The 24209-nt window shown below is 42.5% G+C and carries 26 protein-coding genes; 23 read left to right on the top strand and 3 right to left on the bottom strand.

Annotation, left to right across the window (positions count from 1 at the left end; translation table 11 throughout):
* Nucleotides 1-5: 5 nt before the first annotated feature.
* The 3 genes from JEZ96_RS13085 to flgA all read right to left on the bottom strand — a co-directional run bounded on the left by JEZ96_RS13085 (nt 6) and on the right by flgA (nt 1538).
* Nucleotides 6-431: a flagella synthesis protein FlgN gene (locus JEZ96_RS13085; protein ID WP_011919626.1), complete on the bottom strand. Its 426-nt coding sequence runs from the start codon at nt 429-431 to the stop codon at nt 6-8.
* A gap of 2 nt (nt 432-433) precedes the next feature.
* The gene (gene flgM, locus JEZ96_RS13080; RefSeq protein ID WP_011919625.1) at nt 434-757 is read right to left on the bottom strand and encodes a flagellar biosynthesis anti-sigma factor FlgM; all 324 of its coding nucleotides are present in this window, start codon (nt 755-757) and stop codon (nt 434-436) included.
* A 73-nt stretch (nt 758-830) separates the two neighbouring features.
* Nucleotides 831-1538, bottom strand: a complete 708-nt coding sequence (flgA, locus tag JEZ96_RS13075) for a flagellar basal body P-ring formation chaperone FlgA (RefSeq protein WP_011788749.1) — start codon at nt 1536-1538, stop codon at nt 831-833.
* Between the two features lie 204 nt (nt 1539-1742).
* Between flgA and JEZ96_RS13070 the strand changes: the two genes are divergently transcribed.
* From JEZ96_RS13070 to fliE, 23 genes are all read left to right on the top strand, one after another.
* The gene (locus JEZ96_RS13070; protein WP_011788750.1) at nt 1743-2663 is read left to right on the top strand and encodes a chemotaxis protein CheV; all 921 of its coding nucleotides are present in this window, start codon (nt 1743-1745) and stop codon (nt 2661-2663) included.
* Nucleotides 2664-2774: 111 nt separating this feature from the next.
* On the top strand, nt 2775-3614 hold the full coding sequence (locus tag JEZ96_RS13065; protein WP_011919624.1) for a CheR family methyltransferase: 840 nt from the start codon (nt 2775-2777) through the stop codon (nt 3612-3614).
* Nucleotides 3615-3758: 144 nt separating this feature from the next.
* Complete coding sequence (gene flgB / locus JEZ96_RS13060) at nt 3759-4163, top strand: flagellar basal body rod protein FlgB (RefSeq protein ID WP_011919623.1); 405 nt, start codon at nt 3759-3761, stop codon at nt 4161-4163.
* Nucleotides 4164-4165: 2 nt separating this feature from the next.
* A complete protein-coding gene (gene flgC, locus JEZ96_RS13055) occupies nt 4166-4582 on the top strand; it encodes a flagellar basal body rod protein FlgC (protein ID WP_011788753.1) in 417 nt (138 codons plus the stop codon).
* A gap of 24 nt (nt 4583-4606) precedes the next feature.
* Entirely contained in the window at nt 4607-5368 is a 762-nt protein-coding gene (gene flgD, locus JEZ96_RS13050) for a flagellar hook assembly protein FlgD (protein ID WP_025008401.1), read from the top strand.
* A 67-nt stretch (nt 5369-5435) separates the two neighbouring features.
* Nucleotides 5436-6797 (top strand): flagellar hook protein FlgE, encoded by a 1362-nt coding sequence (flgE, locus tag JEZ96_RS13045; protein WP_011919621.1) that lies wholly within the window; start codon nt 5436-5438, stop codon nt 6795-6797.
* Between the two features lie 169 nt (nt 6798-6966).
* Nucleotides 6967-7710, top strand: coding sequence for a flagellar basal-body rod protein FlgF (gene flgF / locus JEZ96_RS13040; protein ID WP_011919620.1), 744 nt, complete (start codon nt 6967-6969; stop codon nt 7708-7710).
* Between the two features lie 10 nt (nt 7711-7720).
* Nucleotides 7721-8509 (top strand): flagellar basal-body rod protein FlgG, encoded by a 789-nt coding sequence (gene flgG / locus JEZ96_RS13035; RefSeq protein ID WP_011919619.1) that lies wholly within the window; start codon nt 7721-7723, stop codon nt 8507-8509.
* A gap of 11 nt (nt 8510-8520) precedes the next feature.
* Complete coding sequence (gene flgH / locus JEZ96_RS13030; protein ID WP_011788758.1) at nt 8521-9195, top strand: flagellar basal body L-ring protein FlgH; 675 nt, start codon at nt 8521-8523, stop codon at nt 9193-9195.
* Nucleotides 9196-9206: 11 nt separating this feature from the next.
* On the top strand, nt 9207-10298 hold the full coding sequence (locus tag JEZ96_RS13025; RefSeq protein WP_011788759.1) for a flagellar basal body P-ring protein FlgI: 1092 nt from the start codon (nt 9207-9209) through the stop codon (nt 10296-10298).
* 17 nt (nt 10299-10315) lie between these two features.
* Entirely contained in the window at nt 10316-11473 is a 1158-nt protein-coding gene (gene flgJ, locus JEZ96_RS13020; RefSeq protein WP_025008402.1) for a flagellar assembly peptidoglycan hydrolase FlgJ, read from the top strand.
* A 40-nt stretch (nt 11474-11513) separates the two neighbouring features.
* A complete protein-coding gene (gene flgK / locus JEZ96_RS13015; protein ID WP_025008403.1) occupies nt 11514-13439 on the top strand; it encodes a flagellar hook-associated protein FlgK in 1926 nt (641 codons plus the stop codon).
* Between the two features lie 11 nt (nt 13440-13450).
* On the top strand, nt 13451-14662 hold the full coding sequence (gene flgL, locus JEZ96_RS13010; protein ID WP_025008404.1) for a flagellar hook-associated protein FlgL: 1212 nt from the start codon (nt 13451-13453) through the stop codon (nt 14660-14662).
* 102 nt (nt 14663-14764) lie between these two features.
* A complete protein-coding gene (locus tag JEZ96_RS13005) occupies nt 14765-15586 on the top strand; it encodes a flagellin N-terminal helical domain-containing protein (protein WP_025008405.1) in 822 nt (273 codons plus the stop codon).
* 260 nt (nt 15587-15846) lie between these two features.
* The gene (locus JEZ96_RS13000; RefSeq protein ID WP_011919614.1) at nt 15847-16662 is read left to right on the top strand and encodes a flagellin N-terminal helical domain-containing protein; all 816 of its coding nucleotides are present in this window, start codon (nt 15847-15849) and stop codon (nt 16660-16662) included.
* A 145-nt stretch (nt 16663-16807) separates the two neighbouring features.
* Nucleotides 16808-17197 (top strand): flagellar protein FlaG, encoded by a 390-nt coding sequence (locus JEZ96_RS12995; RefSeq protein ID WP_011788765.1) that lies wholly within the window; start codon nt 16808-16810, stop codon nt 17195-17197.
* Nucleotides 17198-17243: 46 nt separating this feature from the next.
* Complete coding sequence (fliD, locus tag JEZ96_RS12990) at nt 17244-18617, top strand: flagellar filament capping protein FliD (RefSeq protein WP_025008406.1); 1374 nt, start codon at nt 17244-17246, stop codon at nt 18615-18617.
* Between the two features lie 11 nt (nt 18618-18628).
* Entirely contained in the window at nt 18629-18949 is a 321-nt protein-coding gene (locus JEZ96_RS12985) for a hypothetical protein (protein WP_025008407.1), read from the top strand.
* Between the two features lie 6 nt (nt 18950-18955).
* On the top strand, nt 18956-19366 hold the full coding sequence (gene fliS / locus JEZ96_RS12980) for a flagellar export chaperone FliS (RefSeq protein ID WP_011919611.1): 411 nt from the start codon (nt 18956-18958) through the stop codon (nt 19364-19366).
* A gap of 297 nt (nt 19367-19663) precedes the next feature.
* On the top strand, nt 19664-21097 hold the full coding sequence (locus JEZ96_RS12975) for a sigma-54 dependent transcriptional regulator (protein ID WP_198779811.1): 1434 nt from the start codon (nt 19664-19666) through the stop codon (nt 21095-21097).
* Between the two features lie 109 nt (nt 21098-21206).
* A complete protein-coding gene (locus JEZ96_RS12970; RefSeq protein WP_061783060.1) occupies nt 21207-22289 on the top strand; it encodes a sensor histidine kinase in 1083 nt (360 codons plus the stop codon).
* Nucleotides 22282-23622, top strand: a complete 1341-nt coding sequence (locus JEZ96_RS12965) for a sigma-54-dependent transcriptional regulator (protein WP_025008408.1) — start codon at nt 22282-22284, stop codon at nt 23620-23622. The genes JEZ96_RS12970 and JEZ96_RS12965 overlap by 8 nt, the downstream gene beginning before the upstream one ends.
* 220 nt (nt 23623-23842) lie before the next feature.
* Entirely contained in the window at nt 23843-24178 is a 336-nt protein-coding gene (gene fliE, locus JEZ96_RS12960) for a flagellar hook-basal body complex protein FliE (RefSeq protein ID WP_128090282.1), read from the top strand.
* Nucleotides 24179-24209: the final 31 nt, after the last annotated feature.

The following is a 24209-nucleotide window of genomic DNA, read 5'->3' as shown; positions in this document are numbered from 1 at the left end:
AGAGATTAAGCTTTTAAATCATTACCTAAACTTGAGATTGTTGAGGTTTTACCTTTATCGTTATAGGTCAAGCTAGTGGCGTTACGACTTGCTTGTAGAGCTTGAGCAAAGCGATTTAAACTCGCTAAATTCATGTCGATTAAACTGGCATTTTGCTCATTTAGCTCTTTGCATTCGACCAATGCCAGCTTAACTTCTGCCATTTTATGGCTAAGGTGAGGTTGCTGCGTGAGCTGAGATTGGTCGCTATGGTTGGCCAGCAATTCATCATTGGCCTTAAGCGCTTTGAGGCATTGTGATTTTTCATTTGCGAGTGACAACAGCAAATCGGCGTTTTGGTCAACCAAAGCGCCTTTTTCTTTGAGTATAATTTGCTTTAGAACAGCCAAATGGGCGTGTTGCTGATCAACCAGTTTAGCTACTTCTGTCATAGTTACTCTTTATTAAGATCACTTAATTCGGCTTCAAAACTAGCAATATTGGCGGCCAGTTTTTCGGGATCAATTTTATATCGACCTTCGGCAATGGCTTGTTTAATTTCAGCCACTTTCTTTTGGTCAACTTCGGGTAGACTCGCCATTTTAGTCTGAGCTCCTTGTAGCTGCTGAGCTTGAGCCGTAATGACTACAGAGTCGCCTTTTTGCGATGGAGTCGATTTTGTCGCTACTTGAGCAGATTGTTCACTGCTGACTTTAGTTGCGCCAGAACGGGTTTGAGACGTCGTTCCGGTGTTGAGTTTGCTTATATCAATTGCCATTTTAGGCTCCAGCGTCGTGTATACGGGATTGCTTAACTGGTATCGGCAGCTTACAGAAAAGCTTTAGATTATTTTACATTCTAACTTCGACTTCGCCAATGCCTATGACTATTGCATCTAGTTGTTTGTTTGAACTGCTATTTTTAACTCTAATTTGCTCACCAATATTTCCATCTTGTAAGGCCTCTCCTGCTGTTTTTAACATAAATGAAGGAGAACGTACATAAATAGAGATTGCGTCATTCTTACACACAAAACACAGGTTGTTGGCAAAAATAGGAGATTCCTTTGCAATTCGACGTTTTACGCGTGTGCCTTCGAGTTGACTTGGGTCGTCAAATTGTTGTCCGCGTAAACTATTTTGTTCAATATATCTTACTTCAATTTGGCTAGCATTGATTCTATCGCCAGGTGCCAGAATTTCTGTAGTAACCACGACAGGAAATAAAATATCGACTCTAACTGAGATAAATATTTGCCAAGGGTAGGCAAGTTCAGGAGTATGACAACTGACTTTAATCGTATTATTGCGACTAATGTCGCGATCACTCGCCATTTCAACTTTTATCGGTGATGTGCACTGGGATGGTAACATGCGAGCGTCAATATTCTGAGGTGTTATGTCTACTTTAGCCTTTGCCGGTATGGAAATCTTTTCATTAATAAGGGCTTTAGCTAATTCGGATATCGCCGATATGGTGGGGGCAACAGGCTCTGTACTCGCAGTCGCGGGTAACAGTAGGGTGAAAAAACTCAAAAAACAGACTAAATTTACTTTCATAATGAAGAGACTAGCTTGTAATGCCAGAATGCACCTATACTTTTATCAAGTGAGAAGCTGATAACCAAAATCAACAGAAATATCCATGTCAGAAGATTGACTCAGTTTCAACTATGTTTATCGATAGTAAGACGTAAGCAATTTATATGCCTATACTCATACGAGTCTTAGGGTCGTACATAAACAGAACAACAAGGCAGAGTTATGTCGAGTATTCTTGATTCAGTCAACAAACGAACTCAGCTCGTTGGCCAAAACCGTTTAGAGCTTTTGCTATTTAAGTTAAATGGTCGTCAGCGATTCGGGATAAACGTGTTTAAGGTGAAAGAGGTACTGCAGTGTCCGCCGCTGACGACTTTGCCTAAACTTAACGCCAATGTGAAGGGGGTTGCACATATTCGAGGTACAACAATTTCAGTTATTGACCTCAGTGCGGCGACTGGTGGTCGTCCCTTAACGAGTACTGAAAATTGCTTCATTATTATTTCTGAATATAACCGAAGTGTGCAGGGCTTTTTAGTCAGTTCTGTTGAGCGGATTATTAACATGAACTGGGAGGCTATAATGCCTCCTCCTCAAGGTGCCGGTCGTTATTCTTATCTTACAGCGGTGACTGAAATTGAGGGGGAATTGGTTGAGATTTTAGATGTAGAAAAAATCTTAGATGAAATCTCACCGGTAAAAACGGCGATTAGTGAAGAACTCAATGAGCAACTAACCATCGACCGTACGCAGCATTACCATATTATGGTTATCGATGATTCCGCTGTCGCACGTAAGCAAATCATTCGCTCCTTAGAGTCCTTAAATTTGCAGATAGATACGGCGAAAGATGGTCGTGAGGCCCTCGATAAGTTAAAGGCTATTGCCAGTGAAATGGATAATGTTGCAGATGAAATTCCATTAATTATCTCTGACATTGAAATGCCTGAAATGGATGGTTATACCTTAACGGCTGAAATCCGCGATGATCCAAAGCTTAAACATATTAAAGTGGTGTTGCATACATCACTCAGTGGGGTGTTTAACCAAGCTATGGTGCAAAAAGTAGGGGCTAATGATTTTATTGCAAAGTTTAACCCAGATGAATTAGCAGCAGCAGTGAACAAGCATTTAAGTTTATAAATGATAGCGTTGGGGGGTTAGTGCCGAGTTGAGCTTTGCGCTATAATCAGCCCCTTATAACATTTTAGTTTTGCACTGTTTTTGGTGCTCGCTAGCGATAGGATCTAGGACGTGAATGTGCCAAATAAGTCACTTGCTGAAGCTGAGTATAATCAATTTAGGTTGTTCCTAGAGCAACATAGCGGCATCGTACTGGGTGAAAATAAGCAATATCTAGTACGTAGCCGTCTTGCCCCTTTGATGGGGAAATATAATCTGCCATCATTATCTGATGTGGTTAAGCACTCGATGAAACCGACAGAGCGAGCTCTGAGGGCTGAGGTTATCGATGCAATGACGACAAATGAAACTTTATGGTTTCGTGATCGTTACCCATTTGAATTGCTAAATAATGTTTTACTTCCAGAGTACAGCCGCTTAGGTCGTCCATTGAAAATTTGGTCTGCAGCTTGCTCATCTGGGCAAGAGCCTTACTCATTGGCGATGACCATTTTGGAATATCAGCAGAAAAAACCGGGTGCCCTTGCTGGCGGTGCAACAATTCAAGCAACAGATTTATCTCCCTCAATGCTAGAGCGTTGTAAAAATGCTGAATATGACAGCTTAGCTTTAGCAAGGGGCTTATCGGATGAGCGTAAGCGTCAGTTTTTTGATGCATTACCTTCTGGCAATATGAAGCTGAAGGATAATGTTAAGCGACTCGTTAACTTTAGAGCTCATAACCTGCTTGAAAGTTATACTTTGCTAGGTAAATTTGACATTATTTTTTGCCGTAACGTGCTAATTTACTTTGCGCCAGAGGCAAAAGCCAAAATTTTGCGGCAATTTGCTGCCGCTCTTAATCCAAAAGGGATTTTGTTTTTAGGGGCTTCAGAATCGATTGCAGGCTTAACCGATGAGTTTGATATGGTGCGTTGTAATCCTGGGATTTATTATCAGAAAAAGACTTAACTAGCTTATTTAATTGAAAATTACCGACTTATGTCGGTAATTTTTTGCCGCTATTTTTACCTGCCACCACTGTTTACCGCTATTATCTTCTTTTTGGCACATGAATTGCTTTATTCCTGCGAGTGACACTATGGAGGCAATTTTATGGCGATCAATTTCGATAATGCATTGGGTGTGCATCAATACACTTTAGGCATACGTGCTGAACGGGCTGAAGTGATTTCAAGTAATATCGCAAATGCCGATACGCCACATTATAAAGCCCGTGATGTCGATTTTTCTGCTGCGATGCAAGCCGCTCGTAGCCAACAGCAACAGCGTAATCATCTCGATATCACAGATCATGAACGGCACTTTGGTTTAGCGGAATTAACGGGCCAATATGTTAAATTTCGTGTTCCAAATCAACCTGATACTGGTGATGGTAATACTGTTGATATTCAACAGGAACAATCTGCCTTTATGCAAAATGCCCTCGAATATCAAATGTCACTGGGGTTTTTGGATAGTAAGTTTAGTGGCATGAAAAAAGCACTAAGAGGGGATTAATCATGAGTTTATTTAGCATTTTTGATGTCGCTGGCTCTGGAATGTCAGCACAATCGGTAAGGCTTAACACTACGGCCAGTAATATTGCAAATGCTGACTCAGTTTCAAGCAGTATCGATAAAACTTACCGTTCTCGTCATCCTATTTTTGAAGCTGAAATGGCTAAAGCACAGAGCCAACAGCAAACCTCTCAAGGGGTAACGGTAAGGGGGATAGTAGAAAGTGATAAACCCTTACTCAAAGAGTATTCACCAGATCATCCTATGGCGGATGCCGATGGCTTTATTTATAAACCGAATGTAAATGTCATGGAAGAAATGGCAGATATGATTTCTGCCTCTCGCTCATATCAAATGAATGTTCAAGTCGCTGAAGCCGCAAAATCAATGCTGCAACAAACACTTGGGATGGGTAAATAACATGCGTTATTTAGGAGGTAAGCTGTGAGCCTCATTAATCAAGTTGATCAAGCGTCAACGCAAACGACTCAAACTAAGAGTCAATCGGGTGCAGTAACAACGAACTCGACAACGGGAAATCCTTTTTTGGATAGTCTTCGTTTACCAACAGAGTCAATCGTGCCTGAAGCGAAAAGTCAGCAGTTGACACAAGAAGATTTTTTCTCGTTATTAAGTCAACAATTATCCATGCAAGATCCATTTAAGCCTGTGGATAATGACCAGATGATTGCTCAAATGGCTTCTTTCTCTACGGTAGATGGCATCTCTAAGCTTAATAAAGAAATTGTTAATCTAAATAGCGTAATGACATCGAGCCAAGCGTTACAAGCATCGGGGCTTGTCGGACGAAAAGTGCTACTTCCCACTGATACTGGATACGTTTCTAGTGAAAATCCTTCGATGAAAGGGGTGATTAGTACAACGGAAAAAATTCCAGTGATCAATGTGCGGGTTGAGGATGAAAAAGGACAAGTGATTACCACATTTAATGTTGATGGTAGTAAAGGCGGTAATATCGACGTCAATTGGGATGGATTAGATAAGAATGGTCAGCCTGTTGTCACAGGTAACTATTCGATTAAAGCCAGTGGGTTAGTTGACGGTAAATCTCAACAGTTAGCTGTATCCACCTATGCACATGTCAGTAGCGTTTCTTTAGGTACCGCAAGTACTGGTGCAATTTTAAACCTACGTGGTGGTATGGCCTTTAAACTTTCTGATGTGTTGTCAGTGTCCGAAACTTAATATTGTCAGTATCTAAAATGGACGCTACTCGTCCACAATTGAATTGAGTCAAATGTAGAGGTGAATTATGTCGTTTAACATTGCATTGAGTGGCATTTCGGCTGCGCAGAAAGATTTAAACACGACTGCGAACAACATTGCTAACGCAAATACTATTGGTTTTAAAGAGTCACGTGCCGAATTTGCGGATGTGTACGCTAATTCAATTTTCTCTAATTCTAAAACGGCCGTTGGTGGCGGTGTTGCAACGAGTCAAGTGGCTCAGCAATTCCATCAAGGAAGTTTACAGTTAACGAATAACTCTCTGGATTTGGCGATTAAAGGTGGTGGTTTTTTTGTCACATCTTCAGAGCTTGGCACATTAGATTTTTCCTATACTCGGGCTGGTGCATTTAAAGTTGATGCGAGTAACTATATGGTTGACTCATCTGGTAACTACTTGCAAACCTTTCCCGTTGATAAAGAAGGGAACTCAACGTCTGTCAGTTTAACGACTGCTAAACCTGTTCAAATCCCCGATACCGCAGGTAGCCCAGTAAAGACTGAGAATGTCAGTTTTCAGATGAATTTAAATGCTAAAGAGGGGTCACTCGATCCCGCTGCGTTCGATCCGACAGATCCTAAAACGTATACCAGTGTCACCTCAATGACGATTTATGACTCATTGGGTGAGCCACATATCATGACCACTTATTTTGTTAAGCCCACTAATGGGGCGCACAACGGCGAAAACAATTGGGTCGCTTACTATGCTGTTGATGGTAAACAAGTTGATGTCGCTGGCGCTGCTGGTACTTACCAAACTGATACAGATGGTGATGGGGTTCCTGACTCAACCGGTACAGCGGAAACGGCTGGTGGATGGCGTGGATCGGTATTGAAGTTTAACTCTGTCGGGGTTTATACGGGAAGTGATCCAGCCATCGTAACCACTGAAACACTTGGTGTTGGTGGTGCTGGTGTTCTAGGCCCAGGTGCGGATGGCACTCAAAGTTTGACTGTAAAATTTAATGCACCGACCCAGTATTCGGCTCCCTTTGCTGCCACTGAATTGACCCAAGATGGTACGACTGTGGGCCGTTTAACCAATGTTGAAATTGGTGCTGATGGTTTAATCACCGCTAGCTACTCAAATGGTTCGACCGTGCCTTTAGCGCGTGTTGCTTTGGTGCGTTTTGCTAATGAACAAGGATTGACTCAAGTGGGTAATACCTCTTGGAAGGCGAGTCTAAATTCGGGTCCCGCATTAGCGGGTGAAGCAAATAGTGGCACATTTGGTAGTCTCAGTTCTTCTGCGTTAGAGCAATCGAATATTGATTTGACGACCGAGTTGGTGGATTTGATTTCTGCGCAGCGTAACTTCCAAGCGAACTCACGTACTTTGGAAGTTAATAACACCTTGCAACAAACCGTGCTGCAGATCCGCTAGTTTTGACACTTATTTTAAGTGTTGCCGCCTGCGGCAACACTTAGCCTCTTTACTGTACTCCTCCGCTATTCTTTCTCCTATTCTCAGTTAATCAATAAGTTAGATGCTTGCTTTGTTGGCATGATGCTTGCTTTGCTATTGTCAGGTAGAAAATTTGACGGAGCAGTCTGTGGACAAATTCCTATATATCTCCATGAGTGGGGCTAAGCAAAATATGCATGAGTTGGCCTTACGAGGCAATAACTTAGCCAATGCGAATACCGATGGCTTTAAGTCTGATATGGCGCAGGCAAGATCAATGCAAGCCTTTGGAGAAGGATTACCAACACGGGTGTTTGCCATGATCGAAACTCCGTCTGCTAATTTTCGTTCAGGCCCAATTAAGACGACAGGACGAGATCTTGACGTTGCCATTAAGGGCGATGGTTGGTTTGCTGTGCAGGCAAAAGATGGGGCAGAGGCTTATACCCGCTCTGGCAGCTTGAGTTTTGATGCGACAGGTCTCTTGCATAACGACCGAGGTAATCCGGTGATGGGAGATGCCGGGCCAATTGTACTGCCGTTACCCATAGATAAAGTGACTATTTCCCAGGATGGGATTATTTCTGTTCGTCCTCAAGGTGCTACCGCAGAGGTTATCGAAGAGGTTGGCAGACTTAAACTGGTCAATCCTGGTAATGCCCAGATGATGCGTGGCGAAGATGGTTTATTCAGACTTGTGTCAGGTAACGATGCTCCAGCAGACCCTAATGTCGCCGTGGAAAGTGGTGCAGTAGAAGGCAGTAACGTCAATCCAGTCGATGAGATGGTGTCTTTGATTGAATTACAACGTCAGTTTGAAATGCAAGTCAAGATGATGAAAACCGCGGAAGAAATTGACCGTGCTTCATCTTCATTAATGCGTATTAGTTAGGAGATAGATTATGCATCCGGCGTTATGGATTAGTAAAACTGGCTTAGACGCGCAGCAAACAGATATTGCGGTGATATCAAACAACGTTGCCAACGCCAGTACTGTTGGTTACAAGAAGAGTCGAGCGGTATTTGAAGATTTGTTATATCAAACTGTTAACCAAGCGGGAGGGATTAGTGCATCAAACACTAAGTTACCCAATGGATTAAACATTGGTGCGGGTACAAAAGTGGTCGCCACACAAAAAATGTTTACCCAAGGCAATATGTTAACAACGGATAACTCATTGGATTTGATGATTGAGGGACCTGGTTTTTTTGAGATACAGCTACCCGACGGTACCACTGCCTATACCCGTAATGGTCAATTTACATTAGATGATACAGGGCAAATTGTAACGCCAGGATCAGGTTATGTACTGCAACCTGCGATTACGATTCCTGAAGATGCAACCAGTATTACCGTTTCTGCAGAAGGTGAAGTGTCAGTAAAAACGGCAGGAGCCGCCGAAAACCAAGTGGTTGGTCAGCTCAGTATGACGGATTTTATTAACCCATCAGGTCTCGATCCTATGGGCCAAAACCTATACACAGAAACCGGGGCGAGTGGTACGCCTATTCAAGGCACCGCTTCATTGGATGGGATGGGAGCTATTCGGCAGGGAGCACTAGAAACCTCCAACGTCAATGTGACTGAAGAGCTTGTTAATCTTATCGAAAGCCAGCGTATCTATGAGATGAACTCCAAAGTGATTTCAGCGGTAGATCAAATGTTGGCGTATGTGAATCAGAACCTATAGAGGCACATATCATGGCTAGATATTTCATATTGGCCGCAGCCCTTCTGCTGAGTGCTTGCAGCTCGACACAAAAAAAGCCGATTGCTGACGATCCTTTTTATGCACCCGTTTATCCAGAAGCTCCCCCGACAAAAATTGCCGCAACGGGCTCTATTTATCAGGATAGTCAAGCGGCGAGTTTGTATTCTGATATTCGAGCCCACAAAGTGGGTGACATTATCACCATCGTCTTAAAGGAAGCGACTCAGGCGAAAAAGAGTGCGGGCAATCAGATCAAGAAAGGATCTGATATGAGTTTAGATCCTATCTATGCCGCTGGAAGCAATATCTCTGTCGCCGGTGTGCCTTTAGATTTGCGTTACAAAGACAGTATGAATACTAAACGCGAGTCCGATGCTGATCAAAGTAACAGTCTTGATGGCAGTATCTCCGCCAATATCATGCAAGTACTTAATAACGGTAACTTAGTAGTGCGTGGTGAGAAGTGGATTTCTATTAATAATGGTGATGAGTTTATTCGCGTTACAGGTATTGTCCGTTCACAGGACATCAAGCCTGATAACACAATAGATTCAACACGTATGGCTAATGCCCGTATCCAATACAGTGGCACAGGCACCTTTGCAGATGCTCAAAAAGTCGGTTGGTTGAGCCAGTTCTTTATGAGCGATTGGTGGCCTTTCTGAGGAGTCAAATCATGAGATTTAAACGGATTATCGCACTTGCCATACTGATATTCTCTCTACCTAGTCAGGCAGAGAGAATCAAAGATATTGCCAATGTTCAAGGTGTTCGCAGTAACCAATTAATTGGTTATGGTTTGGTCGTTGGTTTGCCTGGTACTGGTGAGAAAACCAATTACACCGAGCAAACCTTCACAACGATGCTAAAAAATTTCGGGATCAATTTACCTGATAATTTTAGACCTAAAATCAAAAACGTAGCTGTAGTGGCTGTACACGCTGATATGCCAGCGTTTATAAAACCAGGGCAAGAATTAGACGTTACTGTGTCGAGTTTAGGTGAGGCTAAAAGTTTGCGTGGTGGCACGCTATTGCAAACGTTTCTCAAAGGGGTCGATGGTAATGTATACGCCATTGCCCAAGGGAGTTTAGTGGTGAGTGGTTTTAGTGCAGAAGGTTTGGATGGTTCTAAAGTTATTCAAAATACGCCTACAGTAGGCCGTATTCCAAATGGTGCGATAGTCGAGCGTAGTGTAGCAACGCCATTTTCAAGTGGCGATTATTTGACGTTTAACCTGCGCCGTGCCGATTTTTCAACCGCTCAACGAATGGCTGATGCCATTAATGATTTACTTGGGCCTGATATGGCGCGTCCATTAGATGCAACATCAGTACAAGTCAGTGCCCCAAGAGATGTCTCACAGCGGGTATCCTTTCTTGCAACTCTCGAAAATTTGGATGTTATTCCAGCAGAAGAATCAGCCAAGGTGATTGTTAACTCACGTACAGGAACGATTGTTGTCGGACAAAACGTAAAATTACTGCCTGCGGCAATAACCCATGGTGGTTTAACCGTAACCATTGCAGAAGCAACGCAGGTATCTCAACCTAATGCATTGGCTAATGGTGAAACGGTTGTGACGGCTGACACCACAATAGGTGTCAGTGAAAGCGATCGCCGTATGTTTATGTTTAGCCCAGGAACCACTTTGGACGAGTTAGTTAGAGCCGTCAACTTAGTGGGTGCGGCCCCTTCAGATGTACTTGCTATCCTAGAAGCGTTAAAAGTGGCAGGTGCTTTGCATGGTGAGCTTATCATCATCTAATTTCTGTCGGGAAAACTATGGAAAAGCTTTCAAGTTCATCACATTTTCTTGACCTGGGAGGCTTAGATTCACTTCGCGCTCAGGCACAGAAAGATGAGAAGGGCACTTTAAAACAAGTTGCCCAACAATTTGAAGGCATTTTTGTGCAAATGTTGATGAAAAGCATGCGCGATGCTAATGCGGTATTTGAATCGGATAGTCCCCTCAATAGCCAATACACTAAGTTTTATGAACAAATGCGTGATCAGCAATTGTCAGTGGATTTGTCAGATAAAGGAGTATTAGGACTGGCTGACATGATGGTGCAGCAACTCTCGCCTGAATCTAGCCAGCTTACACCAGCCTCAGTATTACGTAATGATGGTGGTGAAAAACTACAGCGAGGTGATAAAGCATTCACAGCTCTTGCACAAAATACATCAACCCAAGATGTACTTGATGCTTCAACACCACCTGTGAGTACTTCAATACAGATCCCGATTTATATCGCTCGTCCAACATTTGAGTCCGATAGACCCGAGGCTGTGACATCATCATTGGATATCGACACTCCAATACCTTCACTCGCGATAAATACGCCCAAACCTGCGTGGTCAGAGCAACCATTATCGCCGATTGAGCCCGTCATCAGTGGCCAGATTTTGCCGACTGTGGCATTTAAAGAAACTCAAAAGACACTCAAGTTTGGTAGCCGAGAAGAGTTTTTGGCGACCTTGTATCCCCATGCTGAAAAAGCGGCTAAGGCTTTAGGTACGAAACCAGAAGTGCTACTTGCACAATCTGCACTCGAAACTGGTTGGGGACAAAAAATAGTACGTGGCAGTAATGGTGCGCCTAGTCACAACTTATTCAATATTAAAGCTGATCGCCGTTGGCTTGGCGATAAAGCTAACGTGAGTACCTTGGAATTTGAACAGGGTATTGCCGTGAGACAGAAAGCCGATTTTCGTGTTTACACCGACTTTGAGCATAGTTTCAATGATTTTGTCACCTTTATTGCTGAAGGTGAGCGTTATCAAGGTGCTACAAAAGTCGCCGCTTCACCAACCCAATTTATTCGTGCATTGCAGGATGCGGGCTATGCCACTGATCCTAAATATGCTGAGAAAGTCATTAAAGTGATGCAGACCATAAGCCAAGAGCTTAAGTCGATACTGCCAGGAGAAGACAAATGATAAATCTTCATAGGATATTCGTTCTGAGGAGTGTCGGCTAATGGCGATTGACCTATTAAATATTGCACGTACTGGTGTGCTTGCCTCTCAATCGCAGCTAGGGGTAACCAGTAATAACATTGCTAACGCGAATACCGCAGGCTATCACAGACAAGTGGCAACTCAGTCAACGCTGGAGTCGCAACGCTTTGGTAATAGTTTTTATGGTACAGGGACTTACGTTGATGACGTAAAGCGTATCTACAATGATTATGCGGCAAGAGAATTACGCATTGGGCAAACAACCTTAAGTGGCGCAGAAGCAAGCTACGGCAAACTCAGTGAGCTCGATCAACTGTTTTCTCAAATCGGTAAAATGGTTCCTCAGAGTTTAAATTCTCTGTTTACTGGATTAAACAGTCTCGCGGATTTACCCGCTGATTTAGGTATTCGTAGTTCAACTCTAAACGATGCTAAACAATTGGCTAATAGTTTGAATCAGATGCAATCGAGCTTAAATGGCCAACTGACGCAAACCAATGATCAGATCACTGGGATGACTAAGCGTATCAATGAGATTAGTAAGGAGTTGGCTAATTTAAATCTCGAGCTGATGAAATCGCCAAATCAAGACGCCATCTTACTTGATAAGCAAGATGCACTCGTTCAGGAGCTAAGCCAATATGCTCAAGTGAATGTTATTCCTCAAGATAATGGTGCGAAAAGTATTATGTTGGGCGGCTCGGTGATGTTGGTCTCTGGTGAGATTGCCATGACGATGGATACTAAAACCGGTAATCCATTCCCCAATGAGTTGCAGTTGATGTCAAGTATTGGTTCACAAAGTGTCTCTGCCGATCCGAGCAAATTAGGTGGGCAATTAGGTGCGCTGTTTGAATACCGTGATCAAACGTTAATTCCTGCAAGTCACGAGCTCGATCAGTTGGCCCTGGGGATTGCTGATAACTTCAACAAAATGCAGCAACAAGGATTAGATCTAAATGGCCAAGTGGGAGCGAATATTTTTAGAGATATTAATGATCCTTTAATGTCATTGGGTCGTGTTGGTGGCTATTCAAACAATACTGGTAACGCAACCTTAGGCGTGAATATTGATGATACTCGTTTATTAACGGGTGGCTCATATGAGTTATCTTTTACTGCGCCGGCCTCCTATGAACTAAGGGATACAGAAACAGGGGGAATTACACCACTGACGTTAAATGGCTCGACCTTAGAAGGCGGTGCAGGATTTTCTATTAATATTAAAGCTGGGGCAATGGCTTCTGGTGATCGATTCGCTATTCGACCAACTGCTGGCGCAGCTAATGGTATTACGGTTGAAATGACGGATCCTAAAGGTATTGCCGCCGCTTCGCCAAAAATAACTGCTGACGCCGCGAACTCAGGTAATACCCAAGTTAAGTTGACGCAAATTACGAATCGCAGTGCAGCGAATTTTCCTATTACTGGCAGTGAATTGACGATCCAGCTCGATACCACCGCGATACCTCCAACCTATGAAGCATTTGATGCCTCCGGAACCTCCCTTGGCGCTGCCGCTCCTTATACTCCCCCAAGTATAAGTGCCTTTGGTTTTACCTTTGAAGTTGATAGTACCGCAGCCGCCAGTAATGACAGATTTACCTTTAACTTAGCCTTTGCTGAAGGCGACAACTCTAACGCCGTTGCTATGGCCAAATTGAGTGAAAGTAAAGTGATGAATGGGGGGAAGTCAACCTTAGCGGATGTATTTGAAAATACAAAAATTGACATAGGCAGTAAGACAAAAGCGGCCGAAGTGCGTGTAGGGTCTGCAGAGGCTATTTACCAACAAGCCTATGCCAGAGTAGAAAGCGAATCGGGCGTCAACTTAGATGAAGAAGCCGCCAATTTAATGCGTTTTCAACAGGCTTATCAAGCCTCAGCCCGTATCATGACTACGGCACAACAAATTTTTGACACCCTATTAACTTCAGTGCGTTAGGAGATTTAATCATGCGACTATCATCCGCGCAGATCTTTAATCAAAGCATTACGAGTGTACTGCAAAAGCAAACGGCAACTAGCAAGATCCTCGAACAGCTCAGTAGTGGCAAAAAAGTCAATACTGCAGGTGATGATCCTGTCGCGGCGCTAGGTATCGATAACCTGAATCAACGCAATGCCTTAGTCGATCAATTTATGAAGAATATTGACTACGCGACTAATCGATTAGCAGTAACTGAAAGTAAGTTGGGGAGTGCCGAAAATCTGGCATCTTCCATACGTGAACAAGTTATGCGAGCGGTAAACGGCACACTCGCGGATTCTGAGCGGCAAATGATTGCCGATGAAATGAAAGGCAGCTTAGAAGAGCTCTTATCTATTGCCAATAGTAAGGATGAATCTGGCAATTATATGTTTTCTGGCTACAGCACGGATAAAGAGCCTTTTGCTTTCGATAATTCTACACCACCCAAGATAGTTTATAGCGGTGATTCTGGTATTCAAAATAGTTTAGTGCAGTCTGGTGTTGCACTGGGAACTAATGTCCCTGGCGATAGTGCATTTATGAAAGCACCTAATGGACTTGGCGATTATAGCGTCAATTATTTGGCCAGTCAGCAGGGGGAATTTAGTGTTAAAACGGCAAAAATAGCTGATGCATCAACTTATCTAGCTGATACATATACATTTAACTTCATTGACAATGGCTTAGGTGGCACAAATTTACAAGTGCTTGACTCTGCCAATAACCCAGTGGCTAACATCGCCAATTTTGATGCGACTACCCCCGTTAGTTTCAATGGAATTGAAGTTAAAGTGTCTGGGAAACCCAGTGCTGGCGATAGTTTCACCATGGAGCCTCAGGCTGAAGTCAGTATTTTCGATACTATCAGTAGTGCAATCGCATTAATCGAGGATCCTAATTCTGCTAACACTCCGCAAGGTCGTGCGAAGTTGGCACAGATATTGAATAACATCGATAGTGGCGTCAATCAGATCAGTTCTGCCAGAAGTGTGGCGGGAAATAATCTGAAAGCCGTTGAGAGTTATAAAGAGACTCACACAGAGGAGAAAGTGGTGAATACATCTGCTCTATCTCGACTTGAGGATCTTGATTACGCGTCAGCGATTACGGAATTTGAAAAGCAGCAGCTTGCATTGAACGCAGTCTCTAGCGTGTTTAGTAAGGTGGGTTCTGTTTCCCTGTTTGATTATATTTAATCGTGATTTTTAGGTGTAATAGCCTAAATGCACTGGTAGTTTCAAGATTGGAAATGGCCAAGCTTCGAAGTCTTGGCAAGATACTTAGAAGAGGAAAATACTATGGCTATTACAGTTAATACCAACGTGACTTCGATGAAGGCACAGAAAAATTTAAATACGTCTAGTAGTGGTTTAGCAACCTCTATGGAACGTTTATCAAGTGGCCTGCGCATCAATAGCGCCAAAGACGACGCCGCTGGTTTAGCCATTTCAAATCGTCTAAACAGTCAGGTACGTGGTTTAGATGTGGGAATGCGCAATGCTAATGATGCGATCTCCATTGCCCAGATCGCTGAAGGTGCAATGCAAGAGCAGACTAACATGCTGCAACGTATGCGTGATTTGACTGTACAAGCTGAAAACGGTGCAAATAGCACCGATGACTTAGATGCAATACAAAAAGAGATCGATCAATTAGCTGAAGAGATTACTGCCATTGGTGACAGTACCGCTTTTGGTAATACTAAACTGATGACAGGGAATTTTTCTGCGGGAAAAACCTTCCAAGTAGGGCACCAAGAAGGTGAAGATATCACTATTTCCGTTGGTACCAATAATGCTGGGAGTTTATCTGTCAACACATTAACGATTGCAAGTGCAGGTGGCCGCTCTACAGCCCTCGCAGCCATTGATGCGGCAATTAAAAATATTGATAACCAACGTGCAGCGTTAGGTGCTAAACAAAACCGTTTAGCCTATAACATCAGTAACAGTGCTAACACTCAAGCAAACGTTGCCGATGCTAAGAGCCGTATTGTCGATGTCGATTTTGCTAAAGAAACATCAGTAATGACGAAAAACCAAGTATTACAACAAACGGGTTCTGCAATGTTAGCGCAGGCTAACCAATTGCCTCAAGTTGCGCTGTCACTACTGGGATAATTTACTAAGCAGAACATATCAATACAGGACGTTGCTTTTGCCTACTTTCTTCTAGAAAAAGGAGATATAGTAGGCAAAGTGTTTTTATACGTTTTTATGTTATTGAAAATAATGATTTTATATAAAATTAAATTTTTTTAAAAATAATCCTAAAGATAAAAAAGATGCTGCCGTTAAATATACTGTAACCACTAAGACCCGCCTGGCTTAAGTAGACAGGCAAGTTAAGTTAACAAGCCAGGTATACAGAGGAAACGATCATGGCCATTACAGTAAACACTAACGTAACATCTTTAAAAGCACAGAAAAACTTAAATACTTCAGCGAGCGGTTTGGCCACTTCCATGGAACGTTTGTCCAGTGGTCTGCGTATTAACGGTGCAAAGGACGATGCGGCAGGTTTAGCAATTTCTAACCGCTTAAATAGCCAAGTCCGTGGTTTAGATGTGGGTATGCGTAACGCTAACGATGCTATCTCTATCGCCCAAATTTCTGAAGGTGCGATGCAAGAACAAACTAACATGCTGCAACGTATGCGTGACTTAACCGTCCAAGCAGAAAACGGTGCTAATAGTTCAGATGACTTAACGTCAATACAAAAAGAGATCGATCAGTTAGCATTAGAAATCACAGCAATCGGTACAAATACGGCCTTTGGTACTACTAAATTACTTGATGGCACTTTCTCTGCTGGTAAGACTTTCCAAGTAGGGCACCAATCAGGTGAAGATATTACGATTTCTGTGTCAAAAACCACTGCATCAGCATTAAAAGTTGGTAGTTTAGATATTAAAGGCTCTGCTCGAGCCTCTGCACTGGCTGCGATTGATGCTGCAATTAAAACCATTGATAGTCAGCGTGCGGATCTAGGTGCTAAGCAAAACCGCTTAGCCTATAACATCAGTAATAGTGCTAACACTCAGGCCAACATTTCTGATGCTAAGAGTCGTATTGTGGATGTGGATTTTGCGAAAGAAACATCGCAAATGACCAAGAACCAAGTATTGCAACAAACGGGTTCTGCTATGTTAGCCCAAGCTAACCAATTACCTCAAGTGGCCTTATCACTGCTGTAATAGAAAGCAAGAGGTGAGACAGTGATAGGGAGGTTCGGCAACGGATCTCCCTTTGCTGTATTAAAGGTCTAGAAAGTTTTTAAAGTACACAGGTCTTATACTTATATTAGGTAAAGTTCTGTGTTCAATTTGGTGAGGTATCGCTATGGATATCAATATAGCAAGTTCATCGACTATGGTTCACAATAAAGTCGAACTAGCTCAGACGCAGTTAAAGGGGTCTGCGGATGTCGAGTTAAAGCGAAATGCCGCAGTATCGGCAATTGAGCAAACGGTAGTACAAGATGATATCGAAAATGAACAACATCCAGATCCCGCTAAACTTTCGCAAGTTGCTACTGAACTGTCTGATATGATGTCTATGATGCGTAAGGGGCTTGCGTTTAAAGTTGATGAAAAATCGGGTCAGGCGGTTGTGACTGTTTTAGATAAAGATACGGGTGATGTTATCAGGCAAATGCCTAGTGAAGAAGCGTTGGCATTAGCTGAAAAATTATCTGAAGTGACAGGGCTTTTGATGAAAACAGAGGCTTAAATAGTGATATTTCTAACATATCGATAGTTGATGAGTAGAGGTTTGTATGGCATTAACAGCGACAGGCATGGGGTCAGGTCTAGATATTACTAATATTGTTAAAGTATTAGTCGATGCCGAGAAAACGCCCAAAGAAGCGATGTTTAATAAAACAGAAGACAGTATCAAAGCTAAGGTTTCTGCTATGGGAACCTTGAAGAGTGCCTTGTCTGCGTTCCAAGATGCCGTAAAAAAACTGCAAACTGGCGATGCTTTAAATCAACGTAAGATATCCGTTAGTAATAGTACCTTTTTAACCGCTACTGCAGATAAAACCGCTCAAGCGGGAAGTTATGGCATCAAAGTCGAGCAGCTTGCTGTCAATCATAAGATTGCAGGGACAAATGTTGCTAATCGTGCATCAGGTGTTGGCGAAGGAAGCCTTGATTTTGACATTAATGGAAAAAATTTCTCTGTTGATATCGCTGCAACAGATTCCCTTGATGCAATTGCCAAAAAAGTCAATAAAGCTTCTGACAATGTGGGTGTTACCGCAACCGTAGTTACCAGTGATGCTGGTAGTCGATTGGTTTTTAGTTCCAATAAAACGGGTGAGGATAATCAAATCAATATTACTGCGACTGACACTTCAGGTTCAGGGCTCAGTGATATGTTTGATGCAAGTAATATTACAACATTACAAGATGCCAAAAATGCAGTGATCTATATTGATGGCCAAACTGTAACTTCGCAAACGAATGAAGTTAAGAATGCAATTTCTGGTGTTACGTTACAGTTAACTGAGGCTGATCTTTCCAAAACAACAACAGTTAAAATTGAGCAGGATACTGATGCTGTTAAAGCAAACATTAAGGCTTTTGTTGATTCTTATAACAGTTTGATTAATTCTGTTAATAAGTTGTCATCTTACGATAAAGACAAAAAAACGGCATCAGCATTGCAGGGCGACTCTATGGTCCGCTCAATAGAATCCCAACTTCGTAGTATCTCGAGTGAGCGAATACCTACAGAGAATGGGGGGACTATTGCGTTATATGATATTGGGATCAAAACAGATCGAAATGGCAATCTATCCATTGACGACACTAAGCTCTCAAAAGTCGTGTCTGAAGATATGTCCAGTATTGAAGCGCTATTTGCTACCTCAGAAAAAGGCCTTGCAAATCGGTTTTATGATGTATCAAATACTTATGTAAAATCAAGAGGACTGATTGCTGATAGACAGACAAGCTATACTAACCAGCAAAGTAGGCTTGCTGACCAAAGGGAAGCCTTTACTCTTAAAATGGAACAGCTAACAGCGCGGTTAACAAAACAGTTTAATGCGATGGATCTTGTCGTTGGGCAACTGAACCAACAGAGCAGCGGCTTAGTTGATCGTATAAACTCTCTTCCAGGAGCCGTTAAAAAGAGTAGATAAGGAAGCGTCTAGTGAAACAACTTGATGAACTTAATACGATTCTCATAGAGACACTCAACCAGTTAACTCTTATTCCCGCAGAAGATCCTCAAACTGATGAGTTGGTGTCAAATTTGCAAGCCTTGGTTGGAGAACGTCAACTTTTACTCGATGTGCTGGTTACAGATACTAACATATTGGATGTTGAGTATCTTCAAGGACAGCTTGACCTCACTAAAGAGTTCACTGTTAAGGCAAGTCATATCATGGCCGATAGGCAAGCATTATTATATGCAGGTAGTAAGAATAAACGTCAAATTAGTGTTTACGAGACAATAGATTCAAACAGGTAGGTATTTATGAGAGGATCGCTGCAATCATATCGTAAAGTTTCGTTAGAAAGTGAGATCACTGTAGCTTCGCCGCATCGAATTATTCAGTTAATGTTTGCTGGAGCACTGCAACGTTTGGCACAAAGTCGTTATGCTATCGAGCAAAATGATTTGGCAAACAAAGGTATTTATATTAATAAAGCGATCGGTATTATTACGGGTTTAAGTAATAGTTTGAACATGGATGAAGGCGGCCAAATTGCAAAAAATTTAAGTGAACTTTATGATTTTATGTTGCGAAAAATTTCAGAAGCTAACTTGAATAATGATGTGAAAGCAATAGACGATGTGTGTGATATTTTACGTACTATTAAAGAAGGCTGGGATGCTATCCCTGCCGATAAGCATAATGTGTCTTCCCATTCTGACGCGAGTTAAGGTAATTTAGGACACGGGTCAAGGGCCATAAAAAAAGCGCACTCTGTGCGCTTTTTTTATGGCGAATGTCAATAAATTGACTCTTGTAGCTAGAATCATGGCATAAATGAACTAAAATCAACTCAGATTGGCATAAAGCGCATCTGAGGCTTGCTTCTCGACTGCTGATAATACAATATTCATCACAGTAGTGATGGTGGCACAGATTGTTACATTGAATTTGTTAAGCTTTTACAGCAACTAATCATAAAATAATTAATGCAAATTAATACATATTAGAGCTTTACGGCCTACTGAATGATGCAAACAGATCAACGAATTTTACTTGTCGGAACCCCATCAGAGCGCCTAAGTCGCCTGTGTTGCATATTTGAATTTTTAGGTGAGCAAATAGATGTTATTGCTCCCGAAAAATTAAATTCTTATCTCCAAGATACTCGTTATCGTGCTTTGGTTCTCTTTACTGATACCATGCCAAGTGATGCAATAAAATTGCTTGCGACCCAGTTCGCGTGGCAACCGATATTATTGTTTGGCGAGATAGGTGATTTTCAAGTATCCAATGTGCTTGGACAAATTGAAGAACCCTTAAGCTATCCCCAATTAACGGAACTGCTGCACTTTTGCCAAGTTTACGGCCAAGTTAAACGTCCTCAAGTACCTACAAGTGCTAATCAAACTAAGCTTTTTAGAAGTTTAGTTGGACGTAGTGATGGTATTGCTCATGTAAGACACTTGATCAATCAGGTCGCAACCTCTGATGCAACAGTGTTGGTGTTAGGCCAGTCTGGTACGGGTAAAGAGGTCGTTGCTCGTAATATTCATTATCTTTCTGAACGTCGTGATGGTCCTTTTATTCCCGTTAACTGTGGCGCTATTCCTCCTGAATTACTCGAAAGTGAACTGTTTGGTCATGAAAAAGGTTCATTTACAGGGGCCATTTGTTCCCGTAAAGGACGTTTTGAATTAGCTGAAGGTGGCACACTGTTTCTTGATGAAATCGGTGATATGCCCTTACAGATGCAAGTTAAATTGCTACGTGTGTTGCAAGAGCGAGTTTTTGAACGAGTGGGTGGAACTAAGACGATTAACGTGGATGTTCGAGTCGTCGCGGCTACCCATAGGGATCTAGAGAGCATGATCAGCGGTAATTGGTTCCGTGAGGACCTTTACTATCGCCTTAATGTTTTCCCTATCGAAATGCCCGCCTTAAGCGAGCGTAAAGACGATGTACCTTTGTTGCTACAGGAGCTGGTGAGCCGTGTATATAATGAGGGACGTGGTAAAGTGCGCTTTACCCAACGCGCAATAGAATCGTTAAAGGAACATGCATGGTCTGGCAACGTTCGAGAGTTATCTAACTTAGTTGAGCGACTCACCATTTTATATCCAGGTGGTTTGGTTGATGTTAATGATCTGCCCGTTAAATATCGCCATATTGATGTGCCCGAATACTGCGTAGAAATGAGTGAAGAACAACAGGAGCGTGATGCCTTAGCGTCCATTTTTTCGAGTGAAGAACCCGTTGAAATTCCTGAAACACGTTTTCCAAATGAGCTACCTCCTGAAGGCGTTAACCTTAAAGATTTGTTGGCAGAGCTTGAAATTGACATGATACGTCAAGCTCTTGAGTTGCAGGATAATGTTGTTGCTCGAGCGGCTGAAATGTTAGGGATTCGCCGTACAACCTTAGTTGAAAAAATGCGGAAATACGGAATGACAAAAGAATAGTCTTTTGCATTTTAAGTTATGCTATTGATTTAATTTATTAAATTTGAATTTTAATTTGGCATAGAACCTGCAGTCACTGCGTCATAAGCAATTTTTTGACGGAGTGACTATGTCAGCCCACCCACTAGCGCAAATCGAGACATTTAAGCACACTAGCAAACAATGGAACCAACTGCGTGAGGCCGCAAATATGTCCAATCGAATGGAACATATTTTACAAGCGATGCCCTCTGGCGTGGTGATTTTAAATGGTGATGGTATTGTCACTGACGCGAATCCCGTCGCGGTGGAATTGCTAGAGCACTCTCTATGTGGTGCTCGTTGGATTGATGTGATTCATAGTGCTTTTGCACCTCAAGAAGATGATGGCCATGAAGTGTCTTTACGTAATGGTCGTCGAGTCAAATTAGCCATTACTCCTTTAACTCCAGAGCCGGGTCAGTTAATCGTATTAACGGATCTGACTGAAACTCGTCTTTTACAAAAAAATATTTCACATCTGCAGCGGTTATCTGCACTTGGTAAGATGGTGGCGACATTGGCCCATCAAGTCCGTACGCCACTCTCTGCGGCCTTGTTATATGCCTCGAACTTAGCAAGCCCTAAATTATCAGACTCTGCCAAGACTAAGTTTCAACAGAAATTGGTTGATAGACTTAATGAATTGGAAAGACAAGTTAACGATATGCTGTTGATGGCAAAAGGCCGTCAAGATGAGCTTGGCGAGTTAGTTTCCCTGAATGATGTGATGGTCAGTGTGATTGGAAACTGTGATCCAATTGCAGAGCAGCAAGGTTGCAAACTTTCCTTTACTAATACATCAAGTGGATTATTACTGGCAAATTCAAGCGCGCTAAGTTCTGCAATTAATAACCTTGTCATCAACAGCCTCGAAGCTGGAGCGAGTCAGATCCGTATCCTTGCCACAGAGTCAAAGGATCAATTAATGCTAGAGGTTATTGATAATGGCAAAGGGTTAGATGCGAAGATGCAGCAAAAAGTGATGGAACCTTTTTTCACCACCAAAGCTCAAGGGACAGGACTTGGATTAGCCGTTGTGCAATCGGTTGTGCGTAATCATGGCGGAGAAATACAACTTCGCTGCCTACCGAATAAGGGCTGTACTGTTTCGTTAGTTTTTCCTCGCGCAAAATCGGCGGTTGTATTGCCTTTGGAGAAACCCCATGTCTGAAGCCAAGTTACTCTTAGTTGAAGACGACGCCTCATTAAGGGAAGCCTTACTCGATACTTTATTACTTGCGCAGTATGAATGTATTGATGTGGCTTGTGGTGAAGATGCCATTCTTGCATTAAAACAACATCAATTTGATTTAGTGATAAGTGATGTGCAGATGCAGGGAATTGGCGGTTTAGGCTTGCTAAATTACCTGCAACAACATCACCCAAAACTGCCTGTATTACTGATGACGGCCTACGCCACGATTGGCAGTGCCGTTAGCGCGATTAAATTAGGTGCGGTTGACTATTTAGCCAAACCCTTTGCGCCAGAAGTATTGTTAAATCAAGTATCTCGCTATTTACCATTAAAAACTAACGCGGATAAACCTATTGTTGCAGATGAGAAGAGTCTTGCATTGTTATCACTAGCACAACGCGTTGCAGCATCCGATGCTTCTGTGATGATCATGGGACCCAGTGGTTCGGGTAAAGAAGTACTCGCTCGTTATATTCATCAGCATAGCAGCCGCGCCGAACAAGCCTTTGTTGCCATCAACTGTGCAGCTATTCCTGAAAATATGCTTGAAGCAACTCTCTTCGGATATGAAAAGGGCGCATTTACTGGTGCTTACCAAGCATGCCCTGGTAAGTTTGAACAAGCACAAGGTGGAACTTTGCTGCTCGATGAAATATCGGAAATGGACTTAGGTTTGCAGGCAAAGTTGTTACGGGTGTTACAGGAGCGCGAAGTTGAGCGCTTAGGTGGTCGTAAGACGATTAAGCTCGATGTTCGTGTATTGGCGACCTCAAATCGTGATTTAAAAGCGGTAGTGGCCGCAGGTGGATTTAGGGAAGATCTTTATTACCGTATCAATGTATTCCCATTAACATGGCCTGCACTGAATCAAAGGCCTGCTGATATCTTACCGCTTGCTCGCCATTTATTGGCTAAGCATGCAAAGGCTCTCAATATCGGCGCTACACCTGAATTGGATGAACAAGCATGCCGGCGTTTGCTTAGCCATCGCTGGCCAGGAAACGTGCGAGAGCTAGATAATATTGTCCAAAGAGCCTTGATTTTACGGACAGGTTCTGTGATTACCGCCAATGATATTATTATTGATGTGCAGGGTGTGTTGATAAATGATGAATCTGAAGTGTCAGCGTCTGAGCCAGAAGGGTTAGGTGAAGAGCTTAAAGCACAGGAACATGTGATTATTTTAGAAACCTTAGCCCAGTGTCAGGGGAGCCGAAAACTTGTGGCTGAAAAACTGGGGATCAGCGCTCGAACATTACGATATAAAATGGCTCGTATGCGAGATATGGGGATTCAATTACCCAGTTAACTTCAGTAAAAATGCATGATTAGCAAATGCACTTTAATGCCTTTTAGGATTAAGGTGCATTTGTATCTTGCTGATTTACCTAGTGAGTTAATCTTCCAATGCTTTTTAGTATCCCTTATTTGTCTATTTTAAATGGCTGGTTTTAAACTTGGCCATTATTTTGCATATTCCTCATTATCGATATTTTGATCGTCAAGAATTCGACGACTGGGAGCTCAGCATGCAAATAGGCGCAAATACATTTCTGCAAGAAATGCAGTCACTCAAAGGTGAAATAACACCGTCTTTCGGTATCTCACCGAATATTATGCAGCAGGTAAATAACACCAGTGGTGCCGATTTCGGTCAGCCACTCTCGCAGGCTGTTGGCAATGTCAGCGGCTTACAATCAACGTCATCAAACTTGGCAACGCGATTAGAGATGGGTGACACGACAGTGAGCTTGTCGGATACTGTGATTGCCAGAGAGAAAGCAAGTGTGGCATTTGAAGCGACGGTACAAGTGCGTAATAAACTTGTCGAAGCTTATAAAGAAATAATGAGTATGCCTGTTTAGGCCGAGAATAACCCAATCAGCAGGTACGAAT

Source organism: Shewanella putrefaciens (assembly GCF_016406325.1).
Classification (GTDB): domain Bacteria; phylum Pseudomonadota; class Gammaproteobacteria; order Enterobacterales; family Shewanellaceae; genus Shewanella; species Shewanella putrefaciens.
Note: the sequence above shows the minus strand (reverse complement) of the source record. Positions and strands in the feature narration are given on the sequence as shown.

Excerpts from the sequence above, each read along its gene's own strand:
- JEZ96_RS13005 (WP_025008405.1), top strand. The coding sequence starts at position 14,765 with ATGGCTATTACAGTTAATACCAACGTGACTTCGATGAAGGCACAGAAA.
- JEZ96_RS13085 (WP_011919626.1), bottom strand. The coding sequence starts at position 431 with ATGACAGAAGTAGCTAAACTGGTTGATCAGCAACACGCCCATTTGGCT.
- fliS (WP_011919611.1), top strand. The coding sequence starts at position 18,956 with ATGAGAGGATCGCTGCAATCATATCGTAAAGTTTCGTTAGAAAGTGAG.
- JEZ96_RS13070 (WP_011788750.1), top strand. The coding sequence starts at position 1,743 with ATGTCGAGTATTCTTGATTCAGTCAACAAACGAACTCAGCTCGTTGGC.
- JEZ96_RS13025 (WP_011788759.1), top strand. The coding sequence starts at position 9,207 with ATGAGATTTAAACGGATTATCGCACTTGCCATACTGATATTCTCTCTA.
- JEZ96_RS13000 (WP_011919614.1), top strand. The coding sequence starts at position 15,847 with ATGGCCATTACAGTAAACACTAACGTAACATCTTTAAAAGCACAGAAA.
- flgE (WP_011919621.1), top strand. The coding sequence starts at position 5,436 with ATGTCGTTTAACATTGCATTGAGTGGCATTTCGGCTGCGCAGAAAGAT.
- JEZ96_RS12965 (WP_025008408.1), top strand. The coding sequence starts at position 22,282 with ATGTCTGAAGCCAAGTTACTCTTAGTTGAAGACGACGCCTCATTAAGG.
- JEZ96_RS12995 (WP_011788765.1), top strand. The coding sequence starts at position 16,808 with ATGGATATCAATATAGCAAGTTCATCGACTATGGTTCACAATAAAGTC.
- flgC (WP_011788753.1), top strand. The coding sequence starts at position 4,166 with ATGAGTTTATTTAGCATTTTTGATGTCGCTGGCTCTGGAATGTCAGCA.
- JEZ96_RS12970 (WP_061783060.1), top strand. The coding sequence starts at position 21,207 with ATGTCAGCCCACCCACTAGCGCAAATCGAGACATTTAAGCACACTAGC.
- flgB (WP_011919623.1), top strand. The coding sequence starts at position 3,759 with ATGGCGATCAATTTCGATAATGCATTGGGTGTGCATCAATACACTTTA.
- flgJ (WP_025008402.1), top strand. The coding sequence starts at position 10,316 with ATGGAAAAGCTTTCAAGTTCATCACATTTTCTTGACCTGGGAGGCTTA.
- flgL (WP_025008404.1), top strand. The coding sequence starts at position 13,451 with ATGCGACTATCATCCGCGCAGATCTTTAATCAAAGCATTACGAGTGTA.
- fliD (WP_025008406.1), top strand. The coding sequence starts at position 17,244 with ATGGCATTAACAGCGACAGGCATGGGGTCAGGTCTAGATATTACTAAT.
- flgM (WP_011919625.1), bottom strand. The coding sequence starts at position 757 with ATGGCAATTGATATAAGCAAACTCAACACCGGAACGACGTCTCAAACC.
- JEZ96_RS12975 (WP_198779811.1), top strand. The coding sequence starts at position 19,664 with ATGATGCAAACAGATCAACGAATTTTACTTGTCGGAACCCCATCAGAG.
- flgH (WP_011788758.1), top strand. The coding sequence starts at position 8,521 with ATGGCTAGATATTTCATATTGGCCGCAGCCCTTCTGCTGAGTGCTTGC.
- fliE (WP_128090282.1), top strand. The coding sequence starts at position 23,843 with ATGCAAATAGGCGCAAATACATTTCTGCAAGAAATGCAGTCACTCAAA.
- flgK (WP_025008403.1), top strand. The coding sequence starts at position 11,514 with ATGGCGATTGACCTATTAAATATTGCACGTACTGGTGTGCTTGCCTCT.
- flgG (WP_011919619.1), top strand. The coding sequence starts at position 7,721 with ATGCATCCGGCGTTATGGATTAGTAAAACTGGCTTAGACGCGCAGCAA.
- flgA (WP_011788749.1), bottom strand. The coding sequence starts at position 1,538 with ATGAAAGTAAATTTAGTCTGTTTTTTGAGTTTTTTCACCCTACTGTTA.